At 58.7% G+C, this 20,957-nt stretch carries 29 protein-coding genes and 1 tRNA gene; 11 read left to right on the top strand and 19 right to left on the bottom strand.

Annotated elements, in window-relative coordinates:
* Nucleotides 1–762: 762 nt before the first annotated feature.
* Nucleotides 763–1,074, bottom strand: a complete 312-nt coding sequence (locus AB7813_RS09025) for a hypothetical protein (RefSeq protein WP_184518050.1) — start codon at nt 1,072–1,074, stop codon at nt 763–765.
* 475 nt (nt 1,075–1,549) lie between these two features.
* Between AB7813_RS09025 and AB7813_RS09020 the strand changes: the two genes are divergently transcribed.
* The gene (locus tag AB7813_RS09020; protein ID WP_141137104.1) at nt 1,550–1,771 is read left to right on the top strand and encodes a hypothetical protein; all 222 of its coding nucleotides are present in this window, start codon (nt 1,550–1,552) and stop codon (nt 1,769–1,771) included.
* Between the two features lie 9 nt (nt 1,772–1,780).
* Here AB7813_RS09020 and AB7813_RS09015 read toward each other — a convergent pair whose 3' ends face one another.
* Together AB7813_RS09015 and AB7813_RS09010 are read right to left on the bottom strand one after the other, a co-directional pair.
* Nucleotides 1,781–1,984 carry a hypothetical protein gene (locus AB7813_RS09015; protein WP_439064267.1) on the bottom strand — a complete coding sequence of 68 codons (204 nt, stop codon included), beginning with the start codon at nt 1,982–1,984 and terminating at the stop codon, nt 1,781–1,783.
* Between the two features lie 93 nt (nt 1,985–2,077).
* On the bottom strand, nt 2,078–2,341 hold the full coding sequence (locus AB7813_RS09010; protein WP_093762074.1) for a hypothetical protein: 264 nt from the start codon (nt 2,339–2,341) through the stop codon (nt 2,078–2,080).
* Nucleotides 2,342–2,631: 290 nt separating this feature from the next.
* Here AB7813_RS09010 and AB7813_RS09005 point away from each other — a divergent pair, with 290 nt between their 5' ends.
* On the top strand, nt 2,632–3,057 hold the full coding sequence (locus AB7813_RS09005; RefSeq protein WP_184518042.1) for a hypothetical protein: 426 nt from the start codon (nt 2,632–2,634) through the stop codon (nt 3,055–3,057).
* 50 nt (nt 3,058–3,107) lie between these two features.
* Nucleotides 3,108–3,770: a hypothetical protein gene (locus AB7813_RS09000; protein ID WP_439064266.1), complete on the top strand. Its 663-nt coding sequence runs from the start codon at nt 3,108–3,110 to the stop codon at nt 3,768–3,770.
* A gap of 124 nt (nt 3,771–3,894) precedes the next feature.
* On the opposite strand, the gene rlmB is transcribed toward AB7813_RS09000, so the two are convergent.
* Nucleotides 3,895–4,746, bottom strand: a complete 852-nt coding sequence (rlmB, locus tag AB7813_RS08995; RefSeq protein ID WP_439064265.1) for a 23S rRNA (guanosine(2251)-2'-O)-methyltransferase RlmB — start codon at nt 4,744–4,746, stop codon at nt 3,895–3,897.
* A gap of 245 nt (nt 4,747–4,991) precedes the next feature.
* Here rlmB and AB7813_RS08990 point away from each other — a divergent pair.
* From AB7813_RS08990 to AB7813_RS08980, 3 genes are all read left to right on the top strand, one after another.
* Nucleotides 4,992–5,077: transfer RNA gene (locus tag AB7813_RS08990), tRNA-Tyr, on the top strand.
* A gap of 570 nt (nt 5,078–5,647) precedes the next feature.
* Complete coding sequence (locus AB7813_RS08985; protein ID WP_441228077.1) at nt 5,648–6,184, top strand: helix-turn-helix domain-containing protein; 537 nt, start codon at nt 5,648–5,650, stop codon at nt 6,182–6,184.
* Nucleotides 6,181–6,861 (top strand): hypothetical protein, encoded by a 681-nt coding sequence (locus tag AB7813_RS08980; protein WP_441228076.1) that lies wholly within the window; start codon nt 6,181–6,183, stop codon nt 6,859–6,861. Before AB7813_RS08985 ends, AB7813_RS08980 begins: the two co-directional genes overlap by 4 nt.
* Before the next feature lie 177 nt (nt 6,862–7,038).
* Here AB7813_RS08980 and AB7813_RS08975 read toward each other — a convergent pair whose 3' ends face one another.
* The 6 genes from AB7813_RS08975 to AB7813_RS08950 all read right to left on the bottom strand — a co-directional run bounded on the left by AB7813_RS08975 (nt 7,039) and on the right by AB7813_RS08950 (nt 9,817).
* The gene (locus AB7813_RS08975) at nt 7,039–7,842 is read right to left on the bottom strand and encodes a hypothetical protein (protein ID WP_441228075.1); all 804 of its coding nucleotides are present in this window, start codon (nt 7,840–7,842) and stop codon (nt 7,039–7,041) included.
* Between the two features lie 218 nt (nt 7,843–8,060).
* Nucleotides 8,061–8,279 carry a hypothetical protein gene (locus AB7813_RS08970; protein ID WP_441228074.1) on the bottom strand — a complete coding sequence of 73 codons (219 nt, stop codon included), beginning with the start codon at nt 8,277–8,279 and terminating at the stop codon, nt 8,061–8,063.
* 134 nt (nt 8,280–8,413) lie between these two features.
* On the bottom strand, nt 8,414–8,644 hold the full coding sequence (locus AB7813_RS08965) for a hypothetical protein (RefSeq protein WP_441228073.1): 231 nt from the start codon (nt 8,642–8,644) through the stop codon (nt 8,414–8,416).
* A gap of 81 nt (nt 8,645–8,725) precedes the next feature.
* Complete coding sequence (locus tag AB7813_RS08960) at nt 8,726–8,965, bottom strand: hypothetical protein (protein ID WP_441228072.1); 240 nt, start codon at nt 8,963–8,965, stop codon at nt 8,726–8,728.
* Nucleotides 8,966–9,040: 75 nt separating this feature from the next.
* A complete protein-coding gene (locus tag AB7813_RS08955) occupies nt 9,041–9,265 on the bottom strand; it encodes a hypothetical protein (protein WP_441228071.1) in 225 nt (74 codons plus the stop codon).
* A 321-nt stretch (nt 9,266–9,586) separates the two neighbouring features.
* Nucleotides 9,587–9,817: a hypothetical protein gene (locus tag AB7813_RS08950; RefSeq protein WP_441228070.1), complete on the bottom strand. Its 231-nt coding sequence runs from the start codon at nt 9,815–9,817 to the stop codon at nt 9,587–9,589.
* 72 nt (nt 9,818–9,889) lie between these two features.
* On the opposite strand from AB7813_RS08950, the gene AB7813_RS08945 reads away from it, so the two are divergent.
* On the top strand, nt 9,890–10,081 hold the full coding sequence (locus AB7813_RS08945) for a hypothetical protein (protein ID WP_441228069.1): 192 nt from the start codon (nt 9,890–9,892) through the stop codon (nt 10,079–10,081).
* Between the two features lie 110 nt (nt 10,082–10,191).
* Here the strand turns inward: AB7813_RS08945 and AB7813_RS08940 are convergent, their stop codons facing one another.
* The 9 genes from AB7813_RS08940 to AB7813_RS08900 form a co-directional block, all read right to left on the bottom strand.
* Nucleotides 10,192–11,271 (bottom strand): acyltransferase family protein, encoded by a 1,080-nt coding sequence (locus AB7813_RS08940; protein ID WP_441228068.1) that lies wholly within the window; start codon nt 11,269–11,271, stop codon nt 10,192–10,194.
* Nucleotides 11,272–11,803: 532 nt separating this feature from the next.
* Nucleotides 11,804–13,114 (bottom strand): hypothetical protein, encoded by a 1,311-nt coding sequence (locus AB7813_RS08935; protein WP_441228067.1) that lies wholly within the window; start codon nt 13,112–13,114, stop codon nt 11,804–11,806.
* Nucleotides 13,047–13,415: a hypothetical protein gene (locus AB7813_RS08930; RefSeq protein ID WP_441228066.1), complete on the bottom strand. Its 369-nt coding sequence runs from the start codon at nt 13,413–13,415 to the stop codon at nt 13,047–13,049. The genes AB7813_RS08935 and AB7813_RS08930 overlap by 68 nt, the downstream gene beginning before the upstream one ends.
* Nucleotides 13,416–13,428: 13 nt before the next feature.
* Nucleotides 13,429–13,971: a hypothetical protein gene (locus AB7813_RS08925; protein WP_441228065.1), complete on the bottom strand. Its 543-nt coding sequence runs from the start codon at nt 13,969–13,971 to the stop codon at nt 13,429–13,431.
* Entirely contained in the window at nt 13,971–14,441 is a 471-nt protein-coding gene (locus AB7813_RS08920) for a hypothetical protein (protein ID WP_441228064.1), read from the bottom strand. The genes AB7813_RS08925 and AB7813_RS08920 overlap by 1 nt, the downstream gene beginning before the upstream one ends.
* A 73-nt stretch (nt 14,442–14,514) precedes the next feature.
* A complete protein-coding gene (locus AB7813_RS08915; RefSeq protein WP_441228063.1) occupies nt 14,515–15,504 on the bottom strand; it encodes a hypothetical protein in 990 nt (329 codons plus the stop codon).
* Nucleotides 15,504–16,235: a phage regulatory protein/antirepressor Ant gene (locus AB7813_RS08910; RefSeq protein WP_441228062.1), complete on the bottom strand. Its 732-nt coding sequence runs from the start codon at nt 16,233–16,235 to the stop codon at nt 15,504–15,506. The genes AB7813_RS08915 and AB7813_RS08910 overlap by 1 nt, the downstream gene beginning before the upstream one ends.
* Before the next feature lie 79 nt (nt 16,236–16,314).
* Nucleotides 16,315–16,947 (bottom strand): helix-turn-helix domain-containing protein, encoded by a 633-nt coding sequence (locus tag AB7813_RS08905; protein WP_441228061.1) that lies wholly within the window; start codon nt 16,945–16,947, stop codon nt 16,315–16,317.
* Between the two features lie 395 nt (nt 16,948–17,342).
* Nucleotides 17,343–17,597 carry a chemotaxis protein gene (locus AB7813_RS08900; protein ID WP_441228060.1) on the bottom strand — a complete coding sequence of 85 codons (255 nt, stop codon included), beginning with the start codon at nt 17,595–17,597 and terminating at the stop codon, nt 17,343–17,345.
* A 544-nt stretch (nt 17,598–18,141) separates the two neighbouring features.
* On the opposite strand from AB7813_RS08900, the gene AB7813_RS08895 reads away from it, so the two are divergent.
* From AB7813_RS08895 to AB7813_RS08880, 4 genes are read left to right on the top strand one after another with little or no spacing between them, the layout of a single operon-like run.
* The gene (locus AB7813_RS08895; RefSeq protein ID WP_441228059.1) at nt 18,142–18,594 is read left to right on the top strand and encodes a hypothetical protein; all 453 of its coding nucleotides are present in this window, start codon (nt 18,142–18,144) and stop codon (nt 18,592–18,594) included.
* Between the two features lie 30 nt (nt 18,595–18,624).
* A complete protein-coding gene (locus AB7813_RS08890; protein WP_441228058.1) occupies nt 18,625–18,993 on the top strand; it encodes a hypothetical protein in 369 nt (122 codons plus the stop codon).
* Nucleotides 18,994–18,995: 2 nt separating this feature from the next.
* Entirely contained in the window at nt 18,996–19,949 is a 954-nt protein-coding gene (locus AB7813_RS08885; protein ID WP_441228057.1) for a hypothetical protein, read from the top strand.
* Between the two features lie 22 nt (nt 19,950–19,971).
* The gene (locus AB7813_RS08880) at nt 19,972–20,604 is read left to right on the top strand and encodes a hypothetical protein (protein ID WP_441228056.1); all 633 of its coding nucleotides are present in this window, start codon (nt 19,972–19,974) and stop codon (nt 20,602–20,604) included.
* The last annotated feature ends 353 nt before the right edge of the window (nt 20,605–20,957 follow it).

The following is a 20,957-nucleotide window of genomic DNA, read 5'->3' as shown; positions in this document are numbered from 1 at the left end:
TTCGATCCGAGGCGTGCGAGGCCGCGCCGAGCGGATGCTAGCGCGGGACGCCAGAGCCGGCTGGAAGGCGCAATGTGCGAACCTGCATTGTTGCAATGCAGCAATGATCTATTGCAATGCAGCAAAGGGGGCTAGGCTGGCTTATTGAATCCTACGAGGAGAATAATAGTGAAGATGACTTCCTTATCGATCGCAGCCGTCGCCGCGATCGCGATTTCGGGTGGCACTGCCGGCTTCGCTGCGGAGTTGCCGACCTATGAATCGGCGGATTTGCCGATATCGGCGGTGCAAGTTCGAGTGCTGGGAGCCGCGAATGTCCAGGAACAGTCGGCGGCGCCAACCTCCACGGCCTCTGTGCATCAGCTGGGAGTCCTAGCACCGCGGACGACAATGACGACCGCGACGGCCGCAGCAACCCGGACCGAAACCGCTCACCCAATTCGTTGACCGGCACCTCCGTAGCCGTTTGAGGTCTGGGCCCTCAACTGCGGCCGCTCGTCATATGTCTGCTGTAGGAGCACGGCGGCGGGGACTTCCGATTGTCCACCTTCACCGTCGGACAGCCGTTATCTCATTGAATTCATAGTCGAAGATGCGCACCATCGCACTCCAGATCCCTAGGGGCGAGCTGTGCGAGATGGCGCTCCCACTCTTCAAGCACCTCAAACAGAAAGTTCAAGCTTTCTCTCTCTAAGCGCACCATCATTTCAATAACCTGGCCAAACGGTCTTTTCGCACCGGCTCGCCATCGGTGGGTTCAACCTATGAACGTTGTTCCAAGGTAGCCCGGACTTTTGCGATGACCTCCTGATAATCGGCCTCCCGCTTGTCCTGCATTTCCTGTTGCCGTGCCTTGAATGATGCAACGCGATTGCGGATGTCTTCCCGGAGATCAGTCAGCTTCATCGGCTGCGCAGGTTCCGGGACGATCTGCTTCGGATTTTCAGCGGCTTTCATCTCGGCGTCTACCGCAACGGTCAACTTCGCGGCCAGCTCGGGCTGGTTGCCCGAGACCTCTTTTACAAACGCCAATGTCTCCGCGATTAAACGATCGCGCTCTTCGACCCAACTCATGGCGTCATCATTTAGATTGAGCGACGTTAGTGCAAGCGCGTCAGCGGGTTAAGCCTAACGGGGCACAGTGCAGAATTGGCTCCGTCGTCGTGTCAGCGCCAATGCGTCTCCAAGCGGCCTGCTGACGCCTTTGGGCGGCTGGCTGTGGGAGGTTCGCCGAAGGCGAACGGGCGTCAAATAATCAAATAAACAGACAGGCTGCGAACGAGGCCGTCAGGCCGAAGAGTAGGGCGCCTGCGCAGAGGGCGCGCTCCAAAACCTCGCGTGCGTGATGTCGCTCGAAGCACTGCCGGCTGAAATACTGGTGAGTGAAGTGGTCTTCCATCTCCGCCTCCCTGAACGGGGATAGAGAATCCTTCATGTGATTCGCCGTCAAGCGGCGTGTGTGCTAAACTGTTAAATAAGCCCCGCGGCGAGTTGAACCAATTTGCCGTTCGCGCGACCAAAGCGCGTCTCAATGAGTAAGGGGAATCGCATGACTTTTCGCGAATCCATCACCCGGCTTTTCGGCAGCACCTCAACGCCCGAATCTGAAGAGCGCGCCAGGCGACTGAACGCGTCCATGGATGAGTTTGTGCGGCTACTGCATACCAATGGCTACGACAGCAAAAGCCCCACCACCCCTGGAGAGGTGGCAGGACTTTCGGAACGTCCATCCTGCGCTCAGGACGCTCAGTCTTCCAACCAAGGATTGTGAGAGTCGTTCCTAGGTCACTGCCGACGGTACCGCGATCGGCTTGCCCGTGTCCTCTTCGGTGCTGCACGGTTGAATAGTGTAGCCGTCCTCCAGCACCGTCTTGCCGTCCACAACATCAACGAGCCCGGCTTCGTCGGCATGTTGCCAGACGTCCTCCTCGGTCGGGAATTCCTGGCTGAGCTTCTGGTCGTCTTCGAATAGCGCGTAGGGCATGTGCCACCTCCGGCGCGGCAATGCGGCAGAGGTTGAGTAGTTCGATCGCAGTGGCCAATCTGCCCACCCGTCAACCGGCCTGTGGAACCTTAATCAGAAGCAGGGATACGCCCGGCCGTCCTGGCCGCGATAGGCCGCGGCCGATTGCTTGCAGCGGGCGGCGAGGGGACCGTCGTAATAGGCGAAGGTGCCCGGCTGCAGACCCGGACCGTAATTGTGCCCGAACTGGATCCGGTAGGGCTGGCCGGGTGCGGCAAAGACGAAGGTTTCGGCGCTGTGATGATGTTTCCAGTGGCGCGCGAAAGCAGGGGTCGCGACCAGCGTCGACAGGATGATGGCTGCACTGAGGAACTTCATCGGGGCTCTCCGGACATGACGACTGCAGATGTCTGCGACAACGACGGCTGAAGGGATCAGACCACGTTGCCAAGGCAACGCGCAAGATGTGTGCGGCGCGCGCTTGACGTCTTTCGACCGGGATCAGATCGCCGTGCGAGCGCGTTGCGTTAACGAATCCACGCTGCGATCCCGCGCATTTGAACTTCGCCTGATGCTTGCGCGTTAGGCTTACCGGCAGTTTAGACCGCGCCCTTAACCCATCCTGCCAGGCGTTCGAATATCGTACCGCCGAGATGCAGGACATGGCCATGCGAACCCTTTCAGCAGTGCTTTTCGTGATCGCGACCACGCTTCCGGCTGCAGCCGCCGATGGTTTCAACATCGTCGTGCCCGGTCGTCCCGGCGTGCCGATCATCATCAACGGCGTCGATGCGTCCTATCGCGTGATCGAAGGCGATTGGGGCTTGCAGCGCGGCATTCATATTCAACCGACAGTCTATGGCGGTCGTTACGTCGATCCGGTGCCGAATGTCGGCCACTACTATCCGAGCCTCGGCCACAAGCCCGGCTACGGGCGTTTGGAAATCGAGCCGCCGGCCAATCGCAAATTGCCGCAGCCGGCCGAGAGCTTCCACGAGCACTGGTCGGCGAAATCCGCGCCGATGGAGCGGCAAAATGAAGTGCCGTTCAATCCACCTGAGGTCATCGTCGCACCGCCGGAATTCCGACGCTGACCGATCAATCACCAACACCAAAAAAAGACACCCGACAGGAGAGAGTATTCATGCGTAACGCGATTTCAAAATGGGTTGCGGCATTCGCCGTTGTCACCGCCACTGCCGGCGCAGCGCCTGCAATGGCCTGCGGCGGCGGCCTGTTCACCTCAAACGGCTGTTCGCCTTGCGGTCAGGCCTATGTCAGCCCCTGCGGACAGGGCTATAGCGCCGGTTACGGTTACGCCGGTGTGGCCGCCTATGAGCGGCTGCCCGATCCGACGCCGGTGACGCGTCAGTATTATTACGCCAACCAGGGCCCGACCTTCAGCGGCCCGGGCATGTTCGCTCCGGTCCCGACCTATCAGGAGACTGCGATCGGCTGGCGCGGCTATGGCCAGGGTTACGGTCAAGGTTACGGTTACGGCTATCGTCGCGGCTATTACGGCGGCCCCTATGCCAATCCGGTGAACTACTCCTATGGTCCGGCCTATCGCGCGCCGGCGATCTACAGCTATCCGTCGCGCAGCCAGTATCGTGCGCGCCCGAGCTATCGCTACGGCTACAGCATGCAGCCGCGCACGCGTTACGGCACTACGCAGCGCAGCTATGTGGCGCGCACCGGTTATCATCAGGCACATCGCTACGGCGCGCCGAAGGTGATGTATGCGCCGCGCGCCGCAGGACCGCAGCGTGGTTATCACCAGTCGCAGCAGCATCGCCGCGCGTACTGATCTGATCGAACGACGAACGCCCGCTCGCAGCAATGCGGGCGGGCGTTTTCGTTTTGGATAGAGGGATTCTTGTTTTGACGCGTTTTCTTGACGCGAACCGGGACCCACTTCGCTCGAAAACGCTCTAGCCCATCAGTCCGAGCTTGCTGGCGCCGACATAGAGCGCGAGCACGGCGGCATTCGACACGTTGAGGCTCTTGATCTCGCCGGGCATGTCGAGCCGCGCGACGACGCTGCAGGTCTCTCGCGTCAGCCGTCGCAAGCCGCTGCCTTCGGCACCGAGCACCAGCGCCAGCGGCTGTTGCAGCTGGATCGCGCTGATGTTCTCGCTGCCCTCGCTGTCGAGACCGACGGTCATGAAACCGAGATCGTTCAATTCATTCAGCGCCCGCGCCAGATTGGGCACCGTGATCATCGGCACCAGTTCCAACGCACCGGAGGCGGATTTCGCCAGCACGCCGGTGGCCTCCGGGCTGTGCCGGGCCGTGGTGATGATCGCCTTGACTGCGAAGGCCGCGGCCGAGCGCAGGATGGCGCCGACATTATGCGGGTCGGTGATCTGGTCGAGCACCAGCACGATGCCGTCCTGGGACAGGCTGTCCAGATCCGGCGATTCCAGCGGCTCGACCTCGGCCAAAAGGCCCTGATGGACGGCGTCGGGCCCAAGGCGGCGGTCGATCTCGTCCGGACGGACCAGCACCGGGGCAACGCGGGTATCTATCTTCTCCTCCGCGAGGCGCCGGGCGGCGTTCTCGGTCAGAATCAGCTTGAGGATTTTCCGCTGCGGATTGGCCAGCGCCATGGTGACGGTATGCCAGCCATAGAGAATGGCCGGGCCATCGCCGCCGGATTCCCGGCCCCGCCGGGGCGGCCGCCGGCCCTGATCGCGCGGTTTATCCCGGTTTTGACTGCTTTGGCCGTCGCGTCCCTTGTCAGGTCCACGCTGGAATCGCTGTTTTCGTTCTCGATCGCTCATGGCTGGCTTGTCTCACGCATGCCGAATAATGGCAATTTGGGGCCCCCGGAAAGAGGTCGGGAAGGGGGGATATTCCTGCCAGGGTCGGTTGACTTTGCCCCATGGCTTCCGTCATAAACGCGCCAACCGGGAGCCCGTTTACGGGCGCGCGTTTTAACGTCATCCATGGCCGTCCAGCCACTTATTCGGTGGGACTGCCGTGTTGGGCCAAGGTCTTGTTGGGCTTGGGTCCGATGGCGTCAGGCGGGGGAGTGTCCCGAGTGGCAAAGGGAGCTGACTGTAAATCAGCCGTCTTATGACTTCGAAGGTTCGAGTCCTTCTTCCCCCACCATCCTCATTTCGCTAGCGAATTTCCCCTGACGGGGTCGAGCTTGTAAGCAATTCGTAAGCAATCCCGTAAGCAATTCCATTTTCGGTGTTTGTTCGCTGGGCCGTCTCGGAACCTAGCTAATTAATCAGCCATGTTCCAAATTGGGGGGAGATTCGGTCGCGCACAACCTAAGCGGTCGTTGGCTGGTAATATCGCAAAAAAGTAATATTATGTGGACGTATCGCTGTTACGATGATGGCCGAGAGCCGAACTTGTGGCGGCGATGGTTCGATTCTGCCCCGGACGTTCATGGTTCGCATGACAGTGTGTTCGGCGGTCTCGAGCAGTTAGATCAATGGAAGCCGCCCTGGTCGGAATACTTCGATAAAAATAATCGCATTGTCGAAGTGCGATTGGACGGAAGCGTGCAATGGAGGGTGTTCGGTTTTTTCAGCAGCGTTCAACGGCGTGAGTTTATTGTGCTGGACATCGGATACCACAAACAGCGCGTCTACACACCGGCCGGGATCCGCAAAATCCTAGTTAGGAAGAAGAAGGAAGTTGAGGCAAATCCAAGAAAGGCTCCGTCCTGTGTCAGGCCTGAATAAGCTAAGAAAATTTGCGCAAAAGATTTATCGTGATGGATACCTGCGTACACAGGTGGGCGGTGGCATCGCTTACCAAATTCAAGCACTCCGTGAAAAACTTGGACTGACGCAAACCGAATTTGCGGAGATTACTGGAAAGAAGCAGAGCGTAATCTCACGGCTTGAAGACACATCCTACGGGAAGGTCACGGTTCAGACGCTGCTGGACATCGCCTGCGCGACGGACGTTGCGCTTGTCGTGAAATTCGTTTCCTACCCCGATTTTCTGCGGCAAACGGAAGACATGACCGTTAGAGGGCTGCAACCCGATACAATCCGTGAGTCGCTCGCTCGTGCCGAGCGGTCAAGCTTCTACGTTATAGAGAACAGGCAAGATGTTTACGGTCGTGCGGATGCCGCAGCAAACTCCTATCAACGGTATGAAACCCCGCTGCACGATAGACTGGAGATGAACGACAACTCGCAAGCGATGAGTGCGTTTAAAGCATCTTCAAGGTCAGAAATGAGAATCCTTCAATGAAAGTAGTCGCATTCGAAACAGGCCGAACATCTTTCTTATTCCCACTGGAGGAAATCAGCCCGCTGCTCTCGGTTGACGGCCGAAAGGTGGTTGAGGGAATTGTAAGCCACTATAATTTTAGGGGCTATCCGCCAGTTAATATTCCAAGGGATGAGATTGCAAAAAACGGAGCTAAATTTGAGAACGGCTTATTTGAGTGGGGCGGCCAACTCATCTCCATCGCGGACTTTACCGCCTACAATGACGGCATTGTTGTAAGTTCATCGACAACAGAGGGGGCCCTTGCTTTCCTTGACGACCTTCTTTCGTTTCTTCGTGAGAACTTCGGCTTCAGGGACTTTATTTCGAAAGTACAAAAGACTTTTGTTAGCCAAGTAGTCGTCGAGTTCGACCGTCCGTTGTCCGCGGTTTTTCCGATATTCACTAAAATAACTGCAATGATTGCTGAGCAGACTACCGAGACTTACGGAGTTCCAGCTAAGATGGATTTTGCGCGCATAGACTTTGAGATCGACCGGAACACTCATCACCTTCGATATCTTGTCCCCCGATTTCTTATTGAACGGCGTCCAGGGACTCCATTTTCTCAGGAGCGATATTTTTGCGGTGCGCCGATGCACACCGCGAGACATTTGGCTTTGCTTGAAGAAATAGAGAGAATGATACCTGCGAGTTAGCTTCGGCAAAGGGCGCAGCCACAAAAGTTAGGCCGAGTTCTTTATCTTTTTCCTAACCGCCGCCCGAGCCCGCGCCAACCGCCGCGTGATCTTAACATTGGTGACGTCGTCCGCTTGGTTTCATTTTGCATGTGAGAGAGATCATAACGCCGCTGATTAGATGGCTCACTACGACGTTCAAAACAGCTTCAGCCCAGGATTTCCGATTGAATAGTCGCCGATCTCCTTACCGGTTTTGCCGTCGTATATACGGACGCTGTCTGCGATGTTGCTGCCATTAAAATAGTAGGCGTAAACAACGCTGACGAACTTCTGCTTTGTCTCGAAGTCAGCGGAGTGGAAGCCTGAGTCCACCCAGAGCCGAGGCAGGTTTCCTGGCATCTCAACTTTTTGAAAAACACCTTGTGCCCTCATCTTCTCCATAAGTTTTAGGCGGTTGGATTGCATCTCGTCGGATTTATCGACTGTCGCCTTCTTCGCTTCGGGAGAAATAGTCGGCGCCTTGGATTGCACGGGTTGCGTTGTATTTATGACTTGAGCAGCGATTGTTTTCTCGGATGCTGGTGGCTGAAGCGCGTTGTTCACAACATCATTCGATGTTGTTCGCGAGACTATAGCAAAACCTAGCAATACAGCGCCGAGCGCAACGACGCAGATCGTCAGCCGCCGGTGCGTCGGGGGCGTCTGCTGATTGACGTTGGACAAGAGTCTGTCTACCGGCGAGTCCTCACGAGCCTTGGAAACGAGCGCTCGTTCAATGCGCTCCATACGTGCCTCATTGCGCCTGGTCGAAATCGCTATGCCGGCAAATACCCAGGCAGCAATCCAGAAAACGACAGAAAGGCCGAATGTTGGGATCGCGCCGACGGCCGCGATCAGGCAGCATAAGAACGCAAGGAATTTCCAGATCCCGCGCCCGCTCAGGGACACGAGGGCAGGCAGAAATGAGACTATGACGGCAACTATTAGAAGGCCTTCCATGCTCTCCCCCTACTAAAGCAAATAGGGAAGCGCAACCTGCGCGCGAAGGCAATGACTCTTTAGCTCTGTGCGAGAGCTGTTGGCAGGCTCGTCACGGTGGGGCGGTGAAGGCCGCGTGCAAGGACGGGTCCTGGCTGCCGTGCCCGGGTTGAACCGCGGTTTCGCAGGACCTTTCCCGCATGACGCGCGCATGTGGCGACGTTTCGATGAGCAAGCGCTCAGTCCTTCAAGCCATAACGTTCCGAGAGAAGGATGCTCGCCGCGATCACGTCATTCCTGAAGTCGGGATGGTCGTCGTGGCGAGCGGACATGGCGCGCCAGGTGTCGTTCAAGGCGAATATCTTGATTTGCTCGGACCTATGGTCTTCGGGCGGGATACCAAGCCATTCCGATACAAGGAGCTGAAGCTCGCGAGCGGTCTTTTGCTGTTTTGCCATCGCCTACGTCACATCTTCCAGTTTCTCCGCCTTGCACGCGAGGTCTATCGATTATGAACGTTAAGCCAATTTTCGATGGTCCGCATAGCCCGTACCCACTCGGTAGAGCCTTGGTGCGCGATTCTGCTCTGCAGCTATCCAGCCAGATCGCGGATAGCGGACAAAGCAGCGCGTTCGGCCTCAGCCATCGCGGCAGAAGTGTTGGAAGTCGGTTGCTCGGTCGCCAGGCCTTCCAGCAGTCCCCGCGCTTCGGAGTCGGTGCTGATCGCGGCCACCTTCAAGATCGATCGGCAGTAACGGGCTTTGATGAGGCTCTGCTCGTCGCTCGTTGGAGCGAGCTGACGGTTAAATACATTGCTGTTCAAAATGCCCCCCTTGTCGATGGGGTCATAAAACAGGCCAAGGGCGGTTTAGTTCCGAGGGACAAACGCGCAGTCCGTCCAATGTCAGTCCTCGGAGAGCTCATACTTCTTCCGAAGCTCCAGCGTCAGCGCTCCGACGATGCGCGCGCATTTGACGTGGGAGATACTGTCGGCGGGATTAGTTATGGCGCTCCAGCCAGGACCTTCGGAGGTCTTGACCTTCCGTATCTCAACGGAAATCCCCGGTGGGCACTCGGCATGTTCGTCCATGCGATGGCGGATAAGCTTCGCCAAATCGGCTTTGGAAATCGGCTTCTTTGCCATCGGTCCCTGCCTTCTGGCAGTAACCGTAGCAGGGAACTGTCGCGGGCGGAGGTAACGACTTCGGCTCGTGAGAAGTCAGCTTTCCTTCAAATTGTAACGAACTCGCAGCTGCTTCTCGATACGCGCCACAGTCTTTGCAAGATCAGGATAGTGCCGGCGTTCCGTGGCGTTCGTCAGCGCGGACCAGTTGCCGCCACCAATTGGAATGATTGCAATTCCGGCTTTGGGGAAGTTGGAGCTCGCGAGCTTCTCGTGGAAGAGCCAGATCAGCTCGTCGGCGGTCACTTTCTTTTTGGGCATGGAAGTCAGACGTCATAAGAAGGTGGGAGTCTGACTTCCTGTAAGAGATTACTGCGACAAGCGCAATTCGCGGGAAGATCACTCGATGAGCAATCTGTCCATTTCGAGGGCGTGACGGAAAGCGTACTCGGCCGCAGCGTGGTCAGCGTCACTCATCCATGCGACCTCAAGCATACGATGAGCGATGCGCCAGTGCGGGCGGGCGAGGTACCCAACGGTTCGCACGAAAGCGGATGCGCTGCCGGTCGTGACGATCTTAAGCGTTCCCGTGGGGGATTTGACGGTGAAAGGGCCGAAAGCCATTGCTCTTTGACTTCAATCTCAACCGATCAGTTCGTGGCTCGGCGCCAGCTCTTGTCCGATCGAAGCGACCAGCTCCGCGATAGCACTCTGATCTTCTTTCGAGCGGTCCCTTTTGAAATGACAGACGGGATACCACCCGCCGCAACCTCTAAGGATTTGTATACGGACCTCCTCGGCGGCGCTCGGCCTTGTTTTCGCCAGTTCACGTTTGACCAAGAACTCAAGGTCGTGCGGCGTGTATTTGATCATGCCTTCACCTCCAGTGCTTTCGACTAAAATCGCGAAAAGGGCGGAGAGTTCCGGGCGGTTTGTAGATGGCTCATGCCAGCCAGCCCCCAGGCCGCCCGATATCACGCCGCGCTGAAAGCCGTGTTCAAACGCGCGATCATCGTGCTCGACGCGCTCGGCGGCGACTCCGAGATGAGGTTCCAGAACCAGGTCAGGCGCGGCGCCTGGCGGTTGATTTGGGGGACTACACAGGTTCGCCTGCGTCTACGTCGCGTCAGCGGGTAATCGTGCCGGGTTGGTTATGCCCTGCTTGCCGGCGGCGATATCCCGCGGCGGTGACCGTGCCGCATGATCAGCTTATCAGTCGCTGGGCAAGAAGAATGGCCTGAACTGTCCTACGCTCCACTTTGCTGAGGTGAGAATGTCGCTTGGCCCTCTTTCTTCCGTGATGTGAGCAGGCGACCGACACCGATGAATGGAAGCTCTACGTATTTCACCGACAGGTAGGCTACGGGCACGGTGAAAGCCGTGATTACCAAGCCCGAGACGAGGCCGGTGATCAGCGGGTGCGGCAAGCCTGATATTTGATGGAGCTGGAGATTAATGATTTCCAGAAATAACACGTTCCACAGGTACAGGCTGTAGCTGATGGTGCCAAGAAATACTGATATTGGCCTGGCCAGCACATCGCCGAATACGCCGGCTTTCCGGTTGTAAATGAGTCCAACCAGCAACGCCGCAATCGACTCCTGAATGGTGTGCCGCGCAAAAAGAGTACCGATGAGCAGGACGGGCCACGACCAGGTCGGTATGCGACTGATCACGGCTTTGCCAAGCGATGTGGGGATCAATGCGCCCAGGGCGAAGCAGTAGATGAACATGCGGAACTGGACGAGGTATCCCTTCAACGGCGGCAGGTAGAGGTACGCGAATATCAGCGCTACGACGATCAGTCCGGCCTCTTTGAAGCGTTTGAAGGCCAGGAAGCCGAGCGCGAGCAGGACTGCCCCCCATGCTTCGACGCCAAGCGTCCAGGTGGCGCCGTTTACGGGATATTCCAGCAGACTCAAGTTGAGAAGAAGGCTGTCTAGTGGGCGAGGCGTTCCGCACGCGTTGAAAACCAGCCAGCACGCTACCAGGCAGACGAGTAGCACGGGGTATATTCTGAAGAAGCGGCGGATGAAGAAATTGCGAATGAGCAATGGAGTGGGTGAGCTGTCTCTCATGAGACTTTCAAAGAGGACCGCACCGCTCATGATGAAGAACAAGACGACCGCCGTCTGGCCGTTCATGAGGGTGAGCCCGATCTTTGACAGCCAATCGCTCGATCCGTTGATCTCGCTAGAGTTCCGGTAGAGCACTCGGCTGACTAAATCCGGATCAGCGCCCAGGATGGCGTGGAAGAAGAGGACCATGAGGGCTGCATACCCTCGCAGGCCGTCGAGCTGTTCGTTTCGCTGTGAAGGGGCGGACATGCTCCGAGTGTTTCAGAATGTTTCGGAAGGTGCAAATCTCGGACTATGTCGGGAATGACCTGCAAGCATCTGCCCAATGGCTTGACGTGGTCGCCCAACTGAATTCCGCAAACCAAGAAGTGGCCCGCACCGTGCGAGCTAGAAACGCATTTCATGATGCGATGATCGCGCACGGCTACACCAAGAGAGACGTCCACTGACCGGCCGACGCCACGGGACCTTGGGTCATAGTCTGGCCGCAAAGCGCGAACACTTTTCTGATGTGGCGTGGGGGCGTCACAGCTTGGGGAAGCGCAATGCAAGAACAGGAACCGAAAACCGGTTACACGTTCTATTTTCAAATGTCTGACGGAAGAGGCCGTTTATCTTGTGCGGTAACGGTCGCATCCCCCACTCGCGATCAAGCCGAGATAATTTTCCGAGACAATTCGTCAGAGATCGTTCGGCTGGCGCGTGCCAATATTGCCAGCAGATCGGTTGATGCCAGTCCACTTAGGTTGAATTTTCCCTAGACCGGTCACATGGCTGGCCATCACTGCTGACCGTCGCCATCCGCCTTCTTCCGCTCAGCGACCCGACTTCTCGCCACGCGCCGCGTCGTTTCGACATTGCCGGCGATATAGTCGCGCCTGGTGCCTTCCATGTCAGACTTCTGCATGTGGTCGGTGGTGTCCTCGATCGAAGCGCCTGACGCGCGCGCCTCTGTGCCGCCGCCATGGCGGGCCCGGGCGTTCCAGACCTCCTTGGGCACGCCGGCTGCGTCGGCGACGCTGCGGTACATGTCGTAGAACACCCGGTATCGGACGGGGTCTCCGTTCTCATCTGTGACATAAGGGCCGGTGCGCAGATCCTCAGGCACCGCTGCCAGCGCAAGCTGGAAGAGGGGATACTCCATCACGTCGAACTGGGCGGCGTGGCCGGTTTTGAGCCGCGAGAGATCTAGGATGCCCGTCTCGAAGTCCTCGAACCGAAGCCCGGGACGCCAGACCTTACCGCCGCGGATAATCATGTCGTCGGTGACCTCGACGGCGCGCGCTGGCATCCAGTAGCCGATGGCGTCGATCTGGCTGATGGTAAACTCGAACTGCGCGGAAACGGCGAGGGCAACTGACCGGCTGCGTCGCGTGCCCATCTCGATGCCTTTGAGCACAATCGCTTCGGCATGGGCATAAGTCATCACGACCTTGGGCGCCTTCTTCACCTTGCCGAGCTTCTTCTCGTCGTTCTCTTTCCTGAACTCCATGCCGTCGATCATCTCAGCCAGCTTCAGGCAGTCCTGCAGGCCGAGTTCGCAGCCATAGGCGAGGATGATCCGGAATATCTGGATGATGGCCTTGGCAAGACGCTCGCGCGGCAGACCGCCGGGCTTGGTCGGCTTGCGGACTTCGCGAAACCACGTCCGCAGATCTGCGCCAGTGAGGGCGGAGATACGACGCCGGCCGGCGACCTTGTCGAGTGCGGTCAGCCAAGTAAGGTAGCCGCGCTGGGTATTGTGGCGGGTGTCGTGAAACGGAGACTGCTTGTCGGTCTGATAGCAACGGATCAGCGAACCGACGGTGCCATCATAGACCGGGCGGGTATCAACTTTCCCGGCGGTGATCCAATCCAGCATTTCCGACCAAAGGTCGTTGCAGCGATTGAACATCGTGTTGACGGCGGTGAGTGAGTTCAGGTCGCCATGCAGACGGACGGTCGGTGGCTGGAAGCCGACATCGACAGCGCGCTTGGCGGCGTACCAGTAGGCCTCACGCACACCAGACGGACGCGTGATGATCCTAAACCCCTGACCGGTGATCTCGACTTCGATGCCGCCGACCATCAGGGCGTTGTGTTTCCGGGCCATCGAAGCTTTCCTTGCCGTCCGGCTTGAACGGCACCACCCGGACGCGGGTACTCGTCATCCATGAATTTGAAACCCCGTCAACGGCGGGTGGCAATGCAATTCCGTGCCGCGTTTTGAAATACTCGACGACGGCTGGCCAGAAACGACCTCCCATGAGTTCGTCGACTGGGGGGAGGCCGTGCTTGTCTTCCAGGTATCGCGCCTTGCTGGGCCACTCCTTCGCGCGTGCCGGGCCCATCACCTCCAGGGCGATCCGATTTTCATCGGGGTACATGGGGATAGGAGCCTGCTCACGCGCCATCGTATTCTCCTCACTATGTCCGCTTAGCGAGAGCGCGGAAAGCAGCTTCCAAATGGAGAAAAGCTGCCTGTTCCCGTTCGTGGCAGGCTTCCGGCCCACCCCGAGCCCGGCACTCGTCCATACCAATGTGCGGATAGAAATTTCCGCCGACCTCGTTGCGCACGGCGAGCATCAGATAGCGCGCGTAGCGACCAACTTCAGCCTTGGAAGTGGGCACGGCATTTATGAATTGCCGAAGGGCGCGCCGCTGAATCATGACGGCGTCATAGACGAGCCGTTCAGCTGCCGTGATTCCAAACTTACGGCACCTCCGTTCGAACTCAGCGTAGCCAGCCGGATCAGCTTGGAAGTGAGGTCGCAGGTCTGGTTTCAGATATGGATGTGCAGCGTACAGCTTCTCAAGAAGAGTTTCGCGCGATCGGCGCAGCTGCGATGCTGCCTTGTGATCTGCGACGGCGATGTTCAGCGGCGACGCAAGTCGCTGGGACTTCTTCTTGGCGGAGATCTTCGGCACGAAAGTCGTGCGGTGATCGACAGTCTGTGGAAGATGCAGCATCAGCGTGTTCCTCCGTTTACGTGGGCGACCACAGCCACAGCTGCGTCCAAGCCGGCATCCATTCGGAGGGCGCAGCTGAACAAAGTCTCAGCGAACCACTCGCGACTGAAGTCGTCCGCTTGCATGTCCTTCATTGCGAAGGCTACGGCATAGGCGCGCGCCCAAAGATCGTCATAGATCACAGTCTCGACGTATCCCGCCGCGATCCCGTCCGTCCGGGGCTTGTTGAAGACGCCGAGCAACGTCTCGGCCGCTGCTGTCAGCGCTTCGTAAAGGGCGAGCATGCCGGTCAGGTCGTTGGCATTCTGCATGTCGAGCAGCATCTGCTCGAACTTCGGATCCGGAGGCGATATCTTGTGATAGTCGCGCCTGATCACGTCCAGGGCCGAGGGCGCCGTGCGCTTGCGCGATTCGCCGTCAGGCAACCGCAACACCTGCGGCGGGTTGGTCGATTGGTCTACGGTTTGCATTGCGAACATTCCCATCCCCTTTGTTTGTGAGGACCCGCCCGGCGAACCGGGCGCGCCTCCGTGCTGTGCTAAATTATGCAGATTGCCAAAGTCGATCGGCGTCGGTGAGCCGCTCTATGCGTGACGCCGGATTGTCGTCGCCCATTGGAGCGTCGAGCGAGTTGAAGCCGTAGCGGCCAATGTTTTGGGAAAGCTTGTTGTTGGCGCGCACGTACTCACCGACCCGCGCCTTGATGTCTTTTTTCTTCAGGTGACCGTCTGCGAGCGCGAGGTACATGGCCGTGGTGATGTCGCTACGCTGGTCACGGTCGAGCCACTTCGGCAATGCGGCGTCGATGATATCGACGACATTGGAATTCGCCGATATCCGCAGTTTATCTTTGCGGCGCTTGGCCATGCCCTCTTGCTTGTGGGCTTGGCGGTTTATCTCTAGCTGCTTTTCGAGAACGGCAGCCATCTTTGGGTTTTTGCGGAGCCAGTTGTTGAACCGCGTCCCATCCGTGACACCCTTGGTAAACCGAGGCTGGTGTTTGCCGTCAAAATTGCGGCCCCGCCGGCCCGTCAAGTTGTGCTTTGTGAAACCAAAATCAACTATCAATGCCACTATGCGGCGGATCGTCTGTTCTGAGAAGTTCGCTTCGACCTTGCACTTCTTCGCAGTCGCGGCCAAGCAAGTGCGACACAGCACGGACCTCCGGCCCTTTTCCGCTTCACGCTCTGTCGGCATGCGGAAGTCAGCTTCTGTCTCGAGTGCATGGCCATTTTTGCAACTGCGTTTTGCGCCGGCCTTCCACTCGTCATAGGTCGGAGCTCGATTTGCTAACGGCATCCCCCCACGCGCCAAGGTACGTTCGCGCCAGCAGGTGCGGCAACCCCACCCGTTGCCTTGCTGAAAGCGGCTTTCCTCTGTGAGTTCGTGTAGGCCTTTGTTGCAGTGTGTAACAGTCGTCTCTGTTTGCGCACTAATCATCAACTCATCCTCCTGGCACGCAGCGGGATTGCTACGGGCGGGCTGAGTGATTCTGCTTCGAAGGGCGAAGGTGAGGCGGGAAGTGTCGAGCACTATGACACCTCCGGCTTTTGTCCGAGGATCTCAGCTAGCCGTGTCAGTCCCTTCGGCGTCAGATAGACCTGCTCCTTGAGCACGGTCTCGCCGCCTTGAACGATCGAGCGATACTTGTGGGCGAGATAGCCGTCTCTAATCTTGTCGGCGTGGCCGATGTCGCGCTTGGAGTGACCGCGACGGAAGATCCAGCGGTTTGCCCGCAGCCAGGCGAACAGTTCCTTGATCTGCATTTGCAACTGCTTCGCCGCGTCGCTGATCAGAATCATGCCGTCGGTGTCAGCCAGGCGATCGAGGGCGTCGGCCTTCGGTGCCAGCGCTGCGACACGGCTTTGCAGCTCGATGGTGCTGTCAAGGCTCTGCAGCAGCAGCGCCTTCAGTGTTGCGGGATTATTGAGATCGGGGAGGGCGGGCACAAGGCGCGCCTCGAGCTCCTGCCAGCGGTCGACAAGCCGGGCTGTGAATGCGGGTGAGAGCTGCGCCACGACGATGTAGCTGTCGCGCTTGCCGAGCAAATACTCTTGCGTAGCGACGCCGTTGGCTGACTTCGGGCCGTCCACCAATGGTGGCTGGGAAATGATCCGGCGCTCGACCAGACGCTCTACCGTCCGCTTGACGCTATCGTGCCGGCTTTCGACCAGCTCCGCGATCTCGCGGCTCGACATCGTCGGCATCCCGCCTGCGATGAACGGGCTAGGCTGTGCTGCGGCGGTTGGCAGGCGAAGCGACAAGGCGGCGGCTCCCGTGAGTACGGGGCGCATATAGCCATAATAGCTATATTTACGTCAAGGGATATTATAGCCATTATCGCTATAAAACTTCGTGCCCGTCTTCGTCAGTCGGACCGAGTTGCTCGGGTTCGTCAAAAAGCGCCATCGTTAATTGAGCGATTGCAGCTACCTGGATGTCCCTAATCGGGCGGTCGCCGATCACCTGAATGTCGAACAGTCCTGGGGCCGAACCGTTGGCGAGCACGCCGAAGAACTGATTACGTTCCTTGTCTTGAACAGTGCACAGCCGACCCAAATACTCCTGGGGCGGCTTCCGCTCCAAGCTGAATTTCAGCAGGTCGCCCTTATGAAACATCGGGAAAAAGCCGTCCTCTCCAACTTCGTACCAAACGGCCTCTGGATCGTCGAAAGTCCACTTGTAGAAGTGGCGAGTCTTCATAGCGTCTGCTGGAATCGGATCGACGATCCCGCGCTTAGTCAGGCGGCCGTAAAGGTTCACGACTGCAACCGGCTCGGTGTCGCCTAGAAGGACCCAGCGGCCAACCTCTAGCGCAGCTGCAATCTTGTCCATCCATTCTGTGGTCAATCGCTGCTTGCCGCGCTCGAGCTTGCTAACGGTGATCCAATGGACGCCTAGCTTCTCGGCGAGTTGCTGCTGGGAAAGCCCGCGCTCTTTCCGGATTCGGGCGATTTGATTTGGTGCGGCAGCCATATAGCTCTTTTCGCTGTATCCGTAAAAATGTCTATATATCAAAGCGCTATAAAGCTATTGCCTTAATATAGCGTTTATGGCTATATATAACGATGCAGACATCACCGCGAACTTGGCGCGTCAACGCGAACCTCTCGATGGCCAAGGCCGCAAAAATCGGCGGCGTGGTCGGCAAAAACCCTGCGCGGACGTGGCAGCGATGGGAAACCGGAGAGCTTGAACCCCCGCTTCACGTTGTGAGCACGATCGCCATCGAGAGCGGAGGGGCTGTGACGCTGCAGTCATGGATTGATCTCCGCCATTCGCGGTTCAGTGCAGCGTCCGCTTCATCCTTCAAGGATAGGGCCGACGGTGCGGTGGCCGTACTCCGACAGGTGGGGCCGACATGACCTACCTCAGGAGGGCTGGCCCCTCGGTTTTATGCTCAGAACCTTCTCCGCTGCGGTCAGTAGCGCCTGAGCAAGCTGTTGCGCTTGAATCGGTGTTATCACGAGTTGAAGACCGCCAGACGGCGTTTCGAATTTATCTCCGGCGACCAGATAGTCGAGCTTCACGCCGATCGCAGTCTCTGCAGCGATCATCGTCGAATACCCCACGAGGGGATTCACGCTGATGTTGCCGGTCTCGTCCTTCTTCCAATCGTCGAACATTTGTAGCTCCGTTGGTTCGGTTGGCACCACCAACGAGGGATGCAAGCCGGGTGAGTCGCAAGGCTCATCCGGCAAGCATCCCAGTAATACACATGGGCGCTGCAATATCAGTGCAGCGTCCAGCCCATTTCTCTGTAGTACAGCGGTCCGTGAAGCCGGATCATCTCACGATCCCAGTCTTGATAGCGTGCCACGGCAATTTGCGTGTGGCTCTCGCTCGCCCGCGTCCTGTGTCGAGAGGGAGGTGTGATGGCGGTCGATCGCAGAGTCATTGGCGTCTCCGATGTGCCCGAGCGGCGGGCAGACGCGTCGGGGTGTTCCGCGTCTGCCCGCCCTTGTGTGCCTGGTAGGGCCGGGGCGAACCCTGCAGGCAACTTCTTCCGACCGACGGCGCACATGCGCCGCGGTGGGTCTCATCCGAATCTTCTTCTTGTTCAGCAGTCGCCGTCTTCGTCGCCAAACTCTGCCGGCGTGCCGCCTGATCGTTGTGTAGTTCGTGTCGCGTTGCGTAACGCCTCGCGTCCCAACCATAGGGACACAGGTGATGTCGAAAAAATCCGAAAATCGGTCGGAAGCCATGAGTGAGATGCTCTTAAGCGAAGCGTCGAGCCTTTTGCGAGTAGTCGCCGGCGCACGCCGCGCCGATGAATCCAAGAAGGCCGTGCTTCGACGCGTGGGTCGCGAGCTCCAGGACTGGACGGCATCTCGCATCAAGGACGTCTGGTATCGCGACAGCCGCGTGTGCATCCGCGCTAGCGAGGTCGAGTATTTGCGCGCGTTGGTGAGCCGGCGCCAGGAACAGAAAGCGGAAGCGAATGAACTGGACGCGCTTCGGGACCGGGTTTCCCGCATCGAGCGGCTGCTGGAAGCAACGGATCCGGCGTTCCACAGCCCGTCGATTGCTGCGGCTCGGCAGCAACTCAGCGACATGGCTGGAAAGCCTCGCGTTGTGGATCGATCCGACCCTCGAGCCGGAGGCGGACAAGAACATGCGTGACGCCGCCTTTGATCCAACGGGAGAGAGCCGATGAGTGAAGCAATGGGAATGGCCGTGGCAGCGTCCGACGTCGCCTGCATTGTAGGCCGCATGGGCCAGCGACATCGTGTGCTGGATCCCACCGGCATTGATCGCCTGGTCGTAGAAACGCTGATGGGCACTTCGCCGGACTATAGGGCGGCGGTGAACACCCGGCTCGGTGCATTCGTGGCGATGCTCTACGGGCGTCCTGACCTTGCGCCATTCATCTCCGACGATCTCGACTTCCTGTTTCCGGCAGCGGTCGTCGGCGCCATCGCCAGATGCCCGTTGCGGTCATGCGGGGCTTTCTCGCGCTATGAGGTGGACGAGTTCAGGACGCATCTGCTGCTCGCAGCACCGATCGGCGGTGTGGCATGAGCATGAACTACGGCATCGTCTGGCCATCCTTCTGGACCGGCTCCACGGGCCGGCAGCTCCGTGGAGATGCCAATGCGCAACTCGTCGCGCTGTACCTGATGACGTCGCCGCACGGGAACAGTCTCGGCATCTATCGCTGTCCACTCCAGTACATCACGCTGGAAACAGGATGCCCCATCGAAGGGGCATTGAAGGGGCTTCGAAGGCTCTGCGAAATCGGGTTTTGCACCTTCGATGAAGCGACAGAGACAATCTGGGTCCGCGAGATGGCGCGATACCAGATCGGCGCCGACCTGAAGCCGCAGGACAAGCGGCAAAAACACATTCAGCGCATCTTCGATCAGATCGAGAACAAGCTGATACAGCAGTGTTTTTTCGAGAAGTATGGCTCGTCGTATCACCTGACGGCCCCGCCTGTTCCTCCGAAGAGTGAGGCACAGGATGAAGGGACATCGAAGCCCCTTCCAAGCCCCTCCGAAGCCAATAACAACTTCAACTTCAATATCAATAACAACTTCAAGACAGACTCTCTCGCGCATCCTTCGGATGACGCGGAGACTGAAAATCAAATTTCGAAATCGAAAGCTAAGGCAGCCAAGCCGCGGAAGCAGATCGCGACGTCTGACGGATTCGATGAGTTCTGGTCCGCATGCCCGCTCAAGAAATCCCGAGCCGCGGCACTGAAGGCATGGCCCAAGGCAGTCGCATCCGGTGCGACGCCGGCAGAGATCACCGCGGCGATGCGCCGGTATGCCATCGAACGGGCAGGGCAGGACCCTCGCTACACCAAACACCCATCGACGTGGCTGAACGCCGGATGCTGGGCCGACGAGCCCGCAAGCCCGCTCGGTCACGCGTCCACCGCCGGCTTGAGCGGCTATGCGCAGATCTTGTTCAACAGACACATGGAGCGAAGTGGTGAGCCGATTGCCGACGCCTACGACCACCAGGATTAGCCAGGGTTCGCCTGGGACCGACTTGCCGCTGGCGAGCGAGCTCGCGGCGATCCGTCTCGGATGGGAGGACGGCTGCCTGTCGGCGCCTTTGCCCGAGCCTGTGCGCGAGCGCCTGACCAAGCGACTGGACCTGCTTCGATCGAGCTCGAAGCCCGCTGCGGTCGAGGCGATCGAGGAGGAGATCGCAAAGCTGATGCTGGGCTTCCCTTCGACGCGAGGTGTGCCTGTAATCGAGGTGCAGCTGCAGGTGCGCAAGTATGCCGAGGATCTGCTCGGCGTGCCCCTGTGGGCCGTGAAGGACGCATGCCGGGATATTTCACGGGGATCGGTGCCGGGACTTAACCCCGACTTCCCGCCGACGTCGCCGCGCCTGAGGCTGGTCGTGAACAGCTACGTCTCCAGGGTTCACGTCGAGGCGCATGAGATCAAGCAGGTGCTGCACGCGCCGATCCTGCGGCCTGCTGACCCGGCGGTATGGGAAGCTATCAGGGCAGGTCTTGTTGCCAGATCACGGGAGCTTGCCTGTCTGCACGACACGCCCCCGAAGCCGGCACCGACCCCGGAGCAGCTCAAGGCTCACTACGACAACCACGGACTCCAGTTCGAGGCAAAGTCAAAGCCTGCCGCTGGATCAACATCGCAGGCCGACACATGAGCCGCGATGCACGCCCCCGGGGGCATTCGAAACTCTACGAGCGTGTCGCTTACGGACCGGTGCCATCCAGCAAAACGAAATTCCGCAGGTTTTGAGAAAGGGTCAGAACGAATGCAGGGCAGGAAGCGAGGCGGGCAACCGGGCAACCAGAATGCGGTCAGGCATGGTCGCCATAGCGTCGTCCAGAGAATGCACCAGCGGCGCGCTCTTGATGCCATGCGAGCAGAGGAAACGCGACGGCACGCGGACTGGCTCAAGACAGTGCCTTCCACTGACTACGCCGCGATCTGCGCAGCCATCGCAGGCTGCAGACCCCGGGGTGGCCTCGATCTCTGAGCCGTTTCGGTTCGGGA

The sequence above is a fragment of the Tardiphaga sp. 20_F10_N6_6 genome, assembly GCF_052076045.1.
GTDB lineage: Bacteria > Pseudomonadota > Alphaproteobacteria > Rhizobiales > Xanthobacteraceae > Tardiphaga > Tardiphaga robiniae.
The sequence above is the reverse complement of the archived record's forward strand: the minus strand, read 5'-3'. Positions and strand labels throughout refer to the sequence as shown.

Bases quoted from the DNA above. Each gene is read 5' to 3' on its own strand.
- AB7813_RS09025 (WP_184518050.1), bottom strand. From the start codon at position 1,074: ATGAGTTGGGTCGAAGAGCGCGATCGTTTAATCGCGGAGACATTGGCG.
- AB7813_RS09020 (WP_141137104.1), top strand. From the start codon at position 1,550: ATGACTTTTCGCGAATCCATCACCCGGCTTTTCGGCAGCACCTCAACG.
- AB7813_RS09015 (WP_439064267.1), bottom strand. From the start codon at position 1,984: ATGCCCTACGCGCTATTCGAAGACGACCAGAAGCTCAGCCAGGAATTC.
- AB7813_RS09010 (WP_093762074.1), bottom strand. From the start codon at position 2,341: ATGAAGTTCCTCAGTGCAGCCATCATCCTGTCGACGCTGGTCGCGACC.
- AB7813_RS09005 (WP_184518042.1), top strand. From the start codon at position 2,632: ATGCGAACCCTTTCAGCAGTGCTTTTCGTGATCGCGACCACGCTTCCG.
- AB7813_RS09000 (WP_439064266.1), top strand. From the start codon at position 3,108: ATGCGTAACGCGATTTCAAAATGGGTTGCGGCATTCGCCGTTGTCACC.
- rlmB (WP_439064265.1), bottom strand. From the start codon at position 4,746: ATGAGCGATCGAGAACGAAAACAGCGATTCCAGCGTGGACCTGACAAG.
- AB7813_RS08980 (WP_441228076.1), top strand. From the start codon at position 6,181: ATGAAAGTAGTCGCATTCGAAACAGGCCGAACATCTTTCTTATTCCCA.
- AB7813_RS08975 (WP_441228075.1), bottom strand. From the start codon at position 7,842: ATGGAAGGCCTTCTAATAGTTGCCGTCATAGTCTCATTTCTGCCTGCC.
- AB7813_RS08970 (WP_441228074.1), bottom strand. From the start codon at position 8,279: ATGGCAAAACAGCAAAAGACCGCTCGCGAGCTTCAGCTCCTTGTATCG.
- AB7813_RS08960 (WP_441228072.1), bottom strand. From the start codon at position 8,965: ATGGCAAAGAAGCCGATTTCCAAAGCCGATTTGGCGAAGCTTATCCGC.
- AB7813_RS08955 (WP_441228071.1), bottom strand. From the start codon at position 9,265: ATGCCCAAAAAGAAAGTGACCGCCGACGAGCTGATCTGGCTCTTCCAC.
- AB7813_RS08950 (WP_441228070.1), bottom strand. From the start codon at position 9,817: ATGATCAAATACACGCCGCACGACCTTGAGTTCTTGGTCAAACGTGAA.
- AB7813_RS08945 (WP_441228069.1), top strand. From the start codon at position 9,890: ATGCCAGCCAGCCCCCAGGCCGCCCGATATCACGCCGCGCTGAAAGCC.
- AB7813_RS08940 (WP_441228068.1), bottom strand. From the start codon at position 11,271: ATGTCCGCCCCTTCACAGCGAAACGAACAGCTCGACGGCCTGCGAGGG.
- AB7813_RS08935 (WP_441228067.1), bottom strand. From the start codon at position 13,114: ATGGCCCGGAAACACAACGCCCTGATGGTCGGCGGCATCGAAGTCGAG.
- AB7813_RS08930 (WP_441228066.1), bottom strand. From the start codon at position 13,415: ATGGCGCGTGAGCAGGCTCCTATCCCCATGTACCCCGATGAAAATCGG.
- AB7813_RS08925 (WP_441228065.1), bottom strand. From the start codon at position 13,971: ATGCTGCATCTTCCACAGACTGTCGATCACCGCACGACTTTCGTGCCG.
- AB7813_RS08920 (WP_441228064.1), bottom strand. From the start codon at position 14,441: ATGCAAACCGTAGACCAATCGACCAACCCGCCGCAGGTGTTGCGGTTG.
- AB7813_RS08905 (WP_441228061.1), bottom strand. From the start codon at position 16,947: ATGGCTGCCGCACCAAATCAAATCGCCCGAATCCGGAAAGAGCGCGGG.
- AB7813_RS08900 (WP_441228060.1), bottom strand. From the start codon at position 17,597: ATGTTCGACGATTGGAAGAAGGACGAGACCGGCAACATCAGCGTGAAT.
- AB7813_RS08895 (WP_441228059.1), top strand. From the start codon at position 18,142: ATGTCGAAAAAATCCGAAAATCGGTCGGAAGCCATGAGTGAGATGCTC.
- AB7813_RS08890 (WP_441228058.1), top strand. From the start codon at position 18,625: ATGAGTGAAGCAATGGGAATGGCCGTGGCAGCGTCCGACGTCGCCTGC.
- AB7813_RS08885 (WP_441228057.1), top strand. From the start codon at position 18,996: ATGAACTACGGCATCGTCTGGCCATCCTTCTGGACCGGCTCCACGGGC.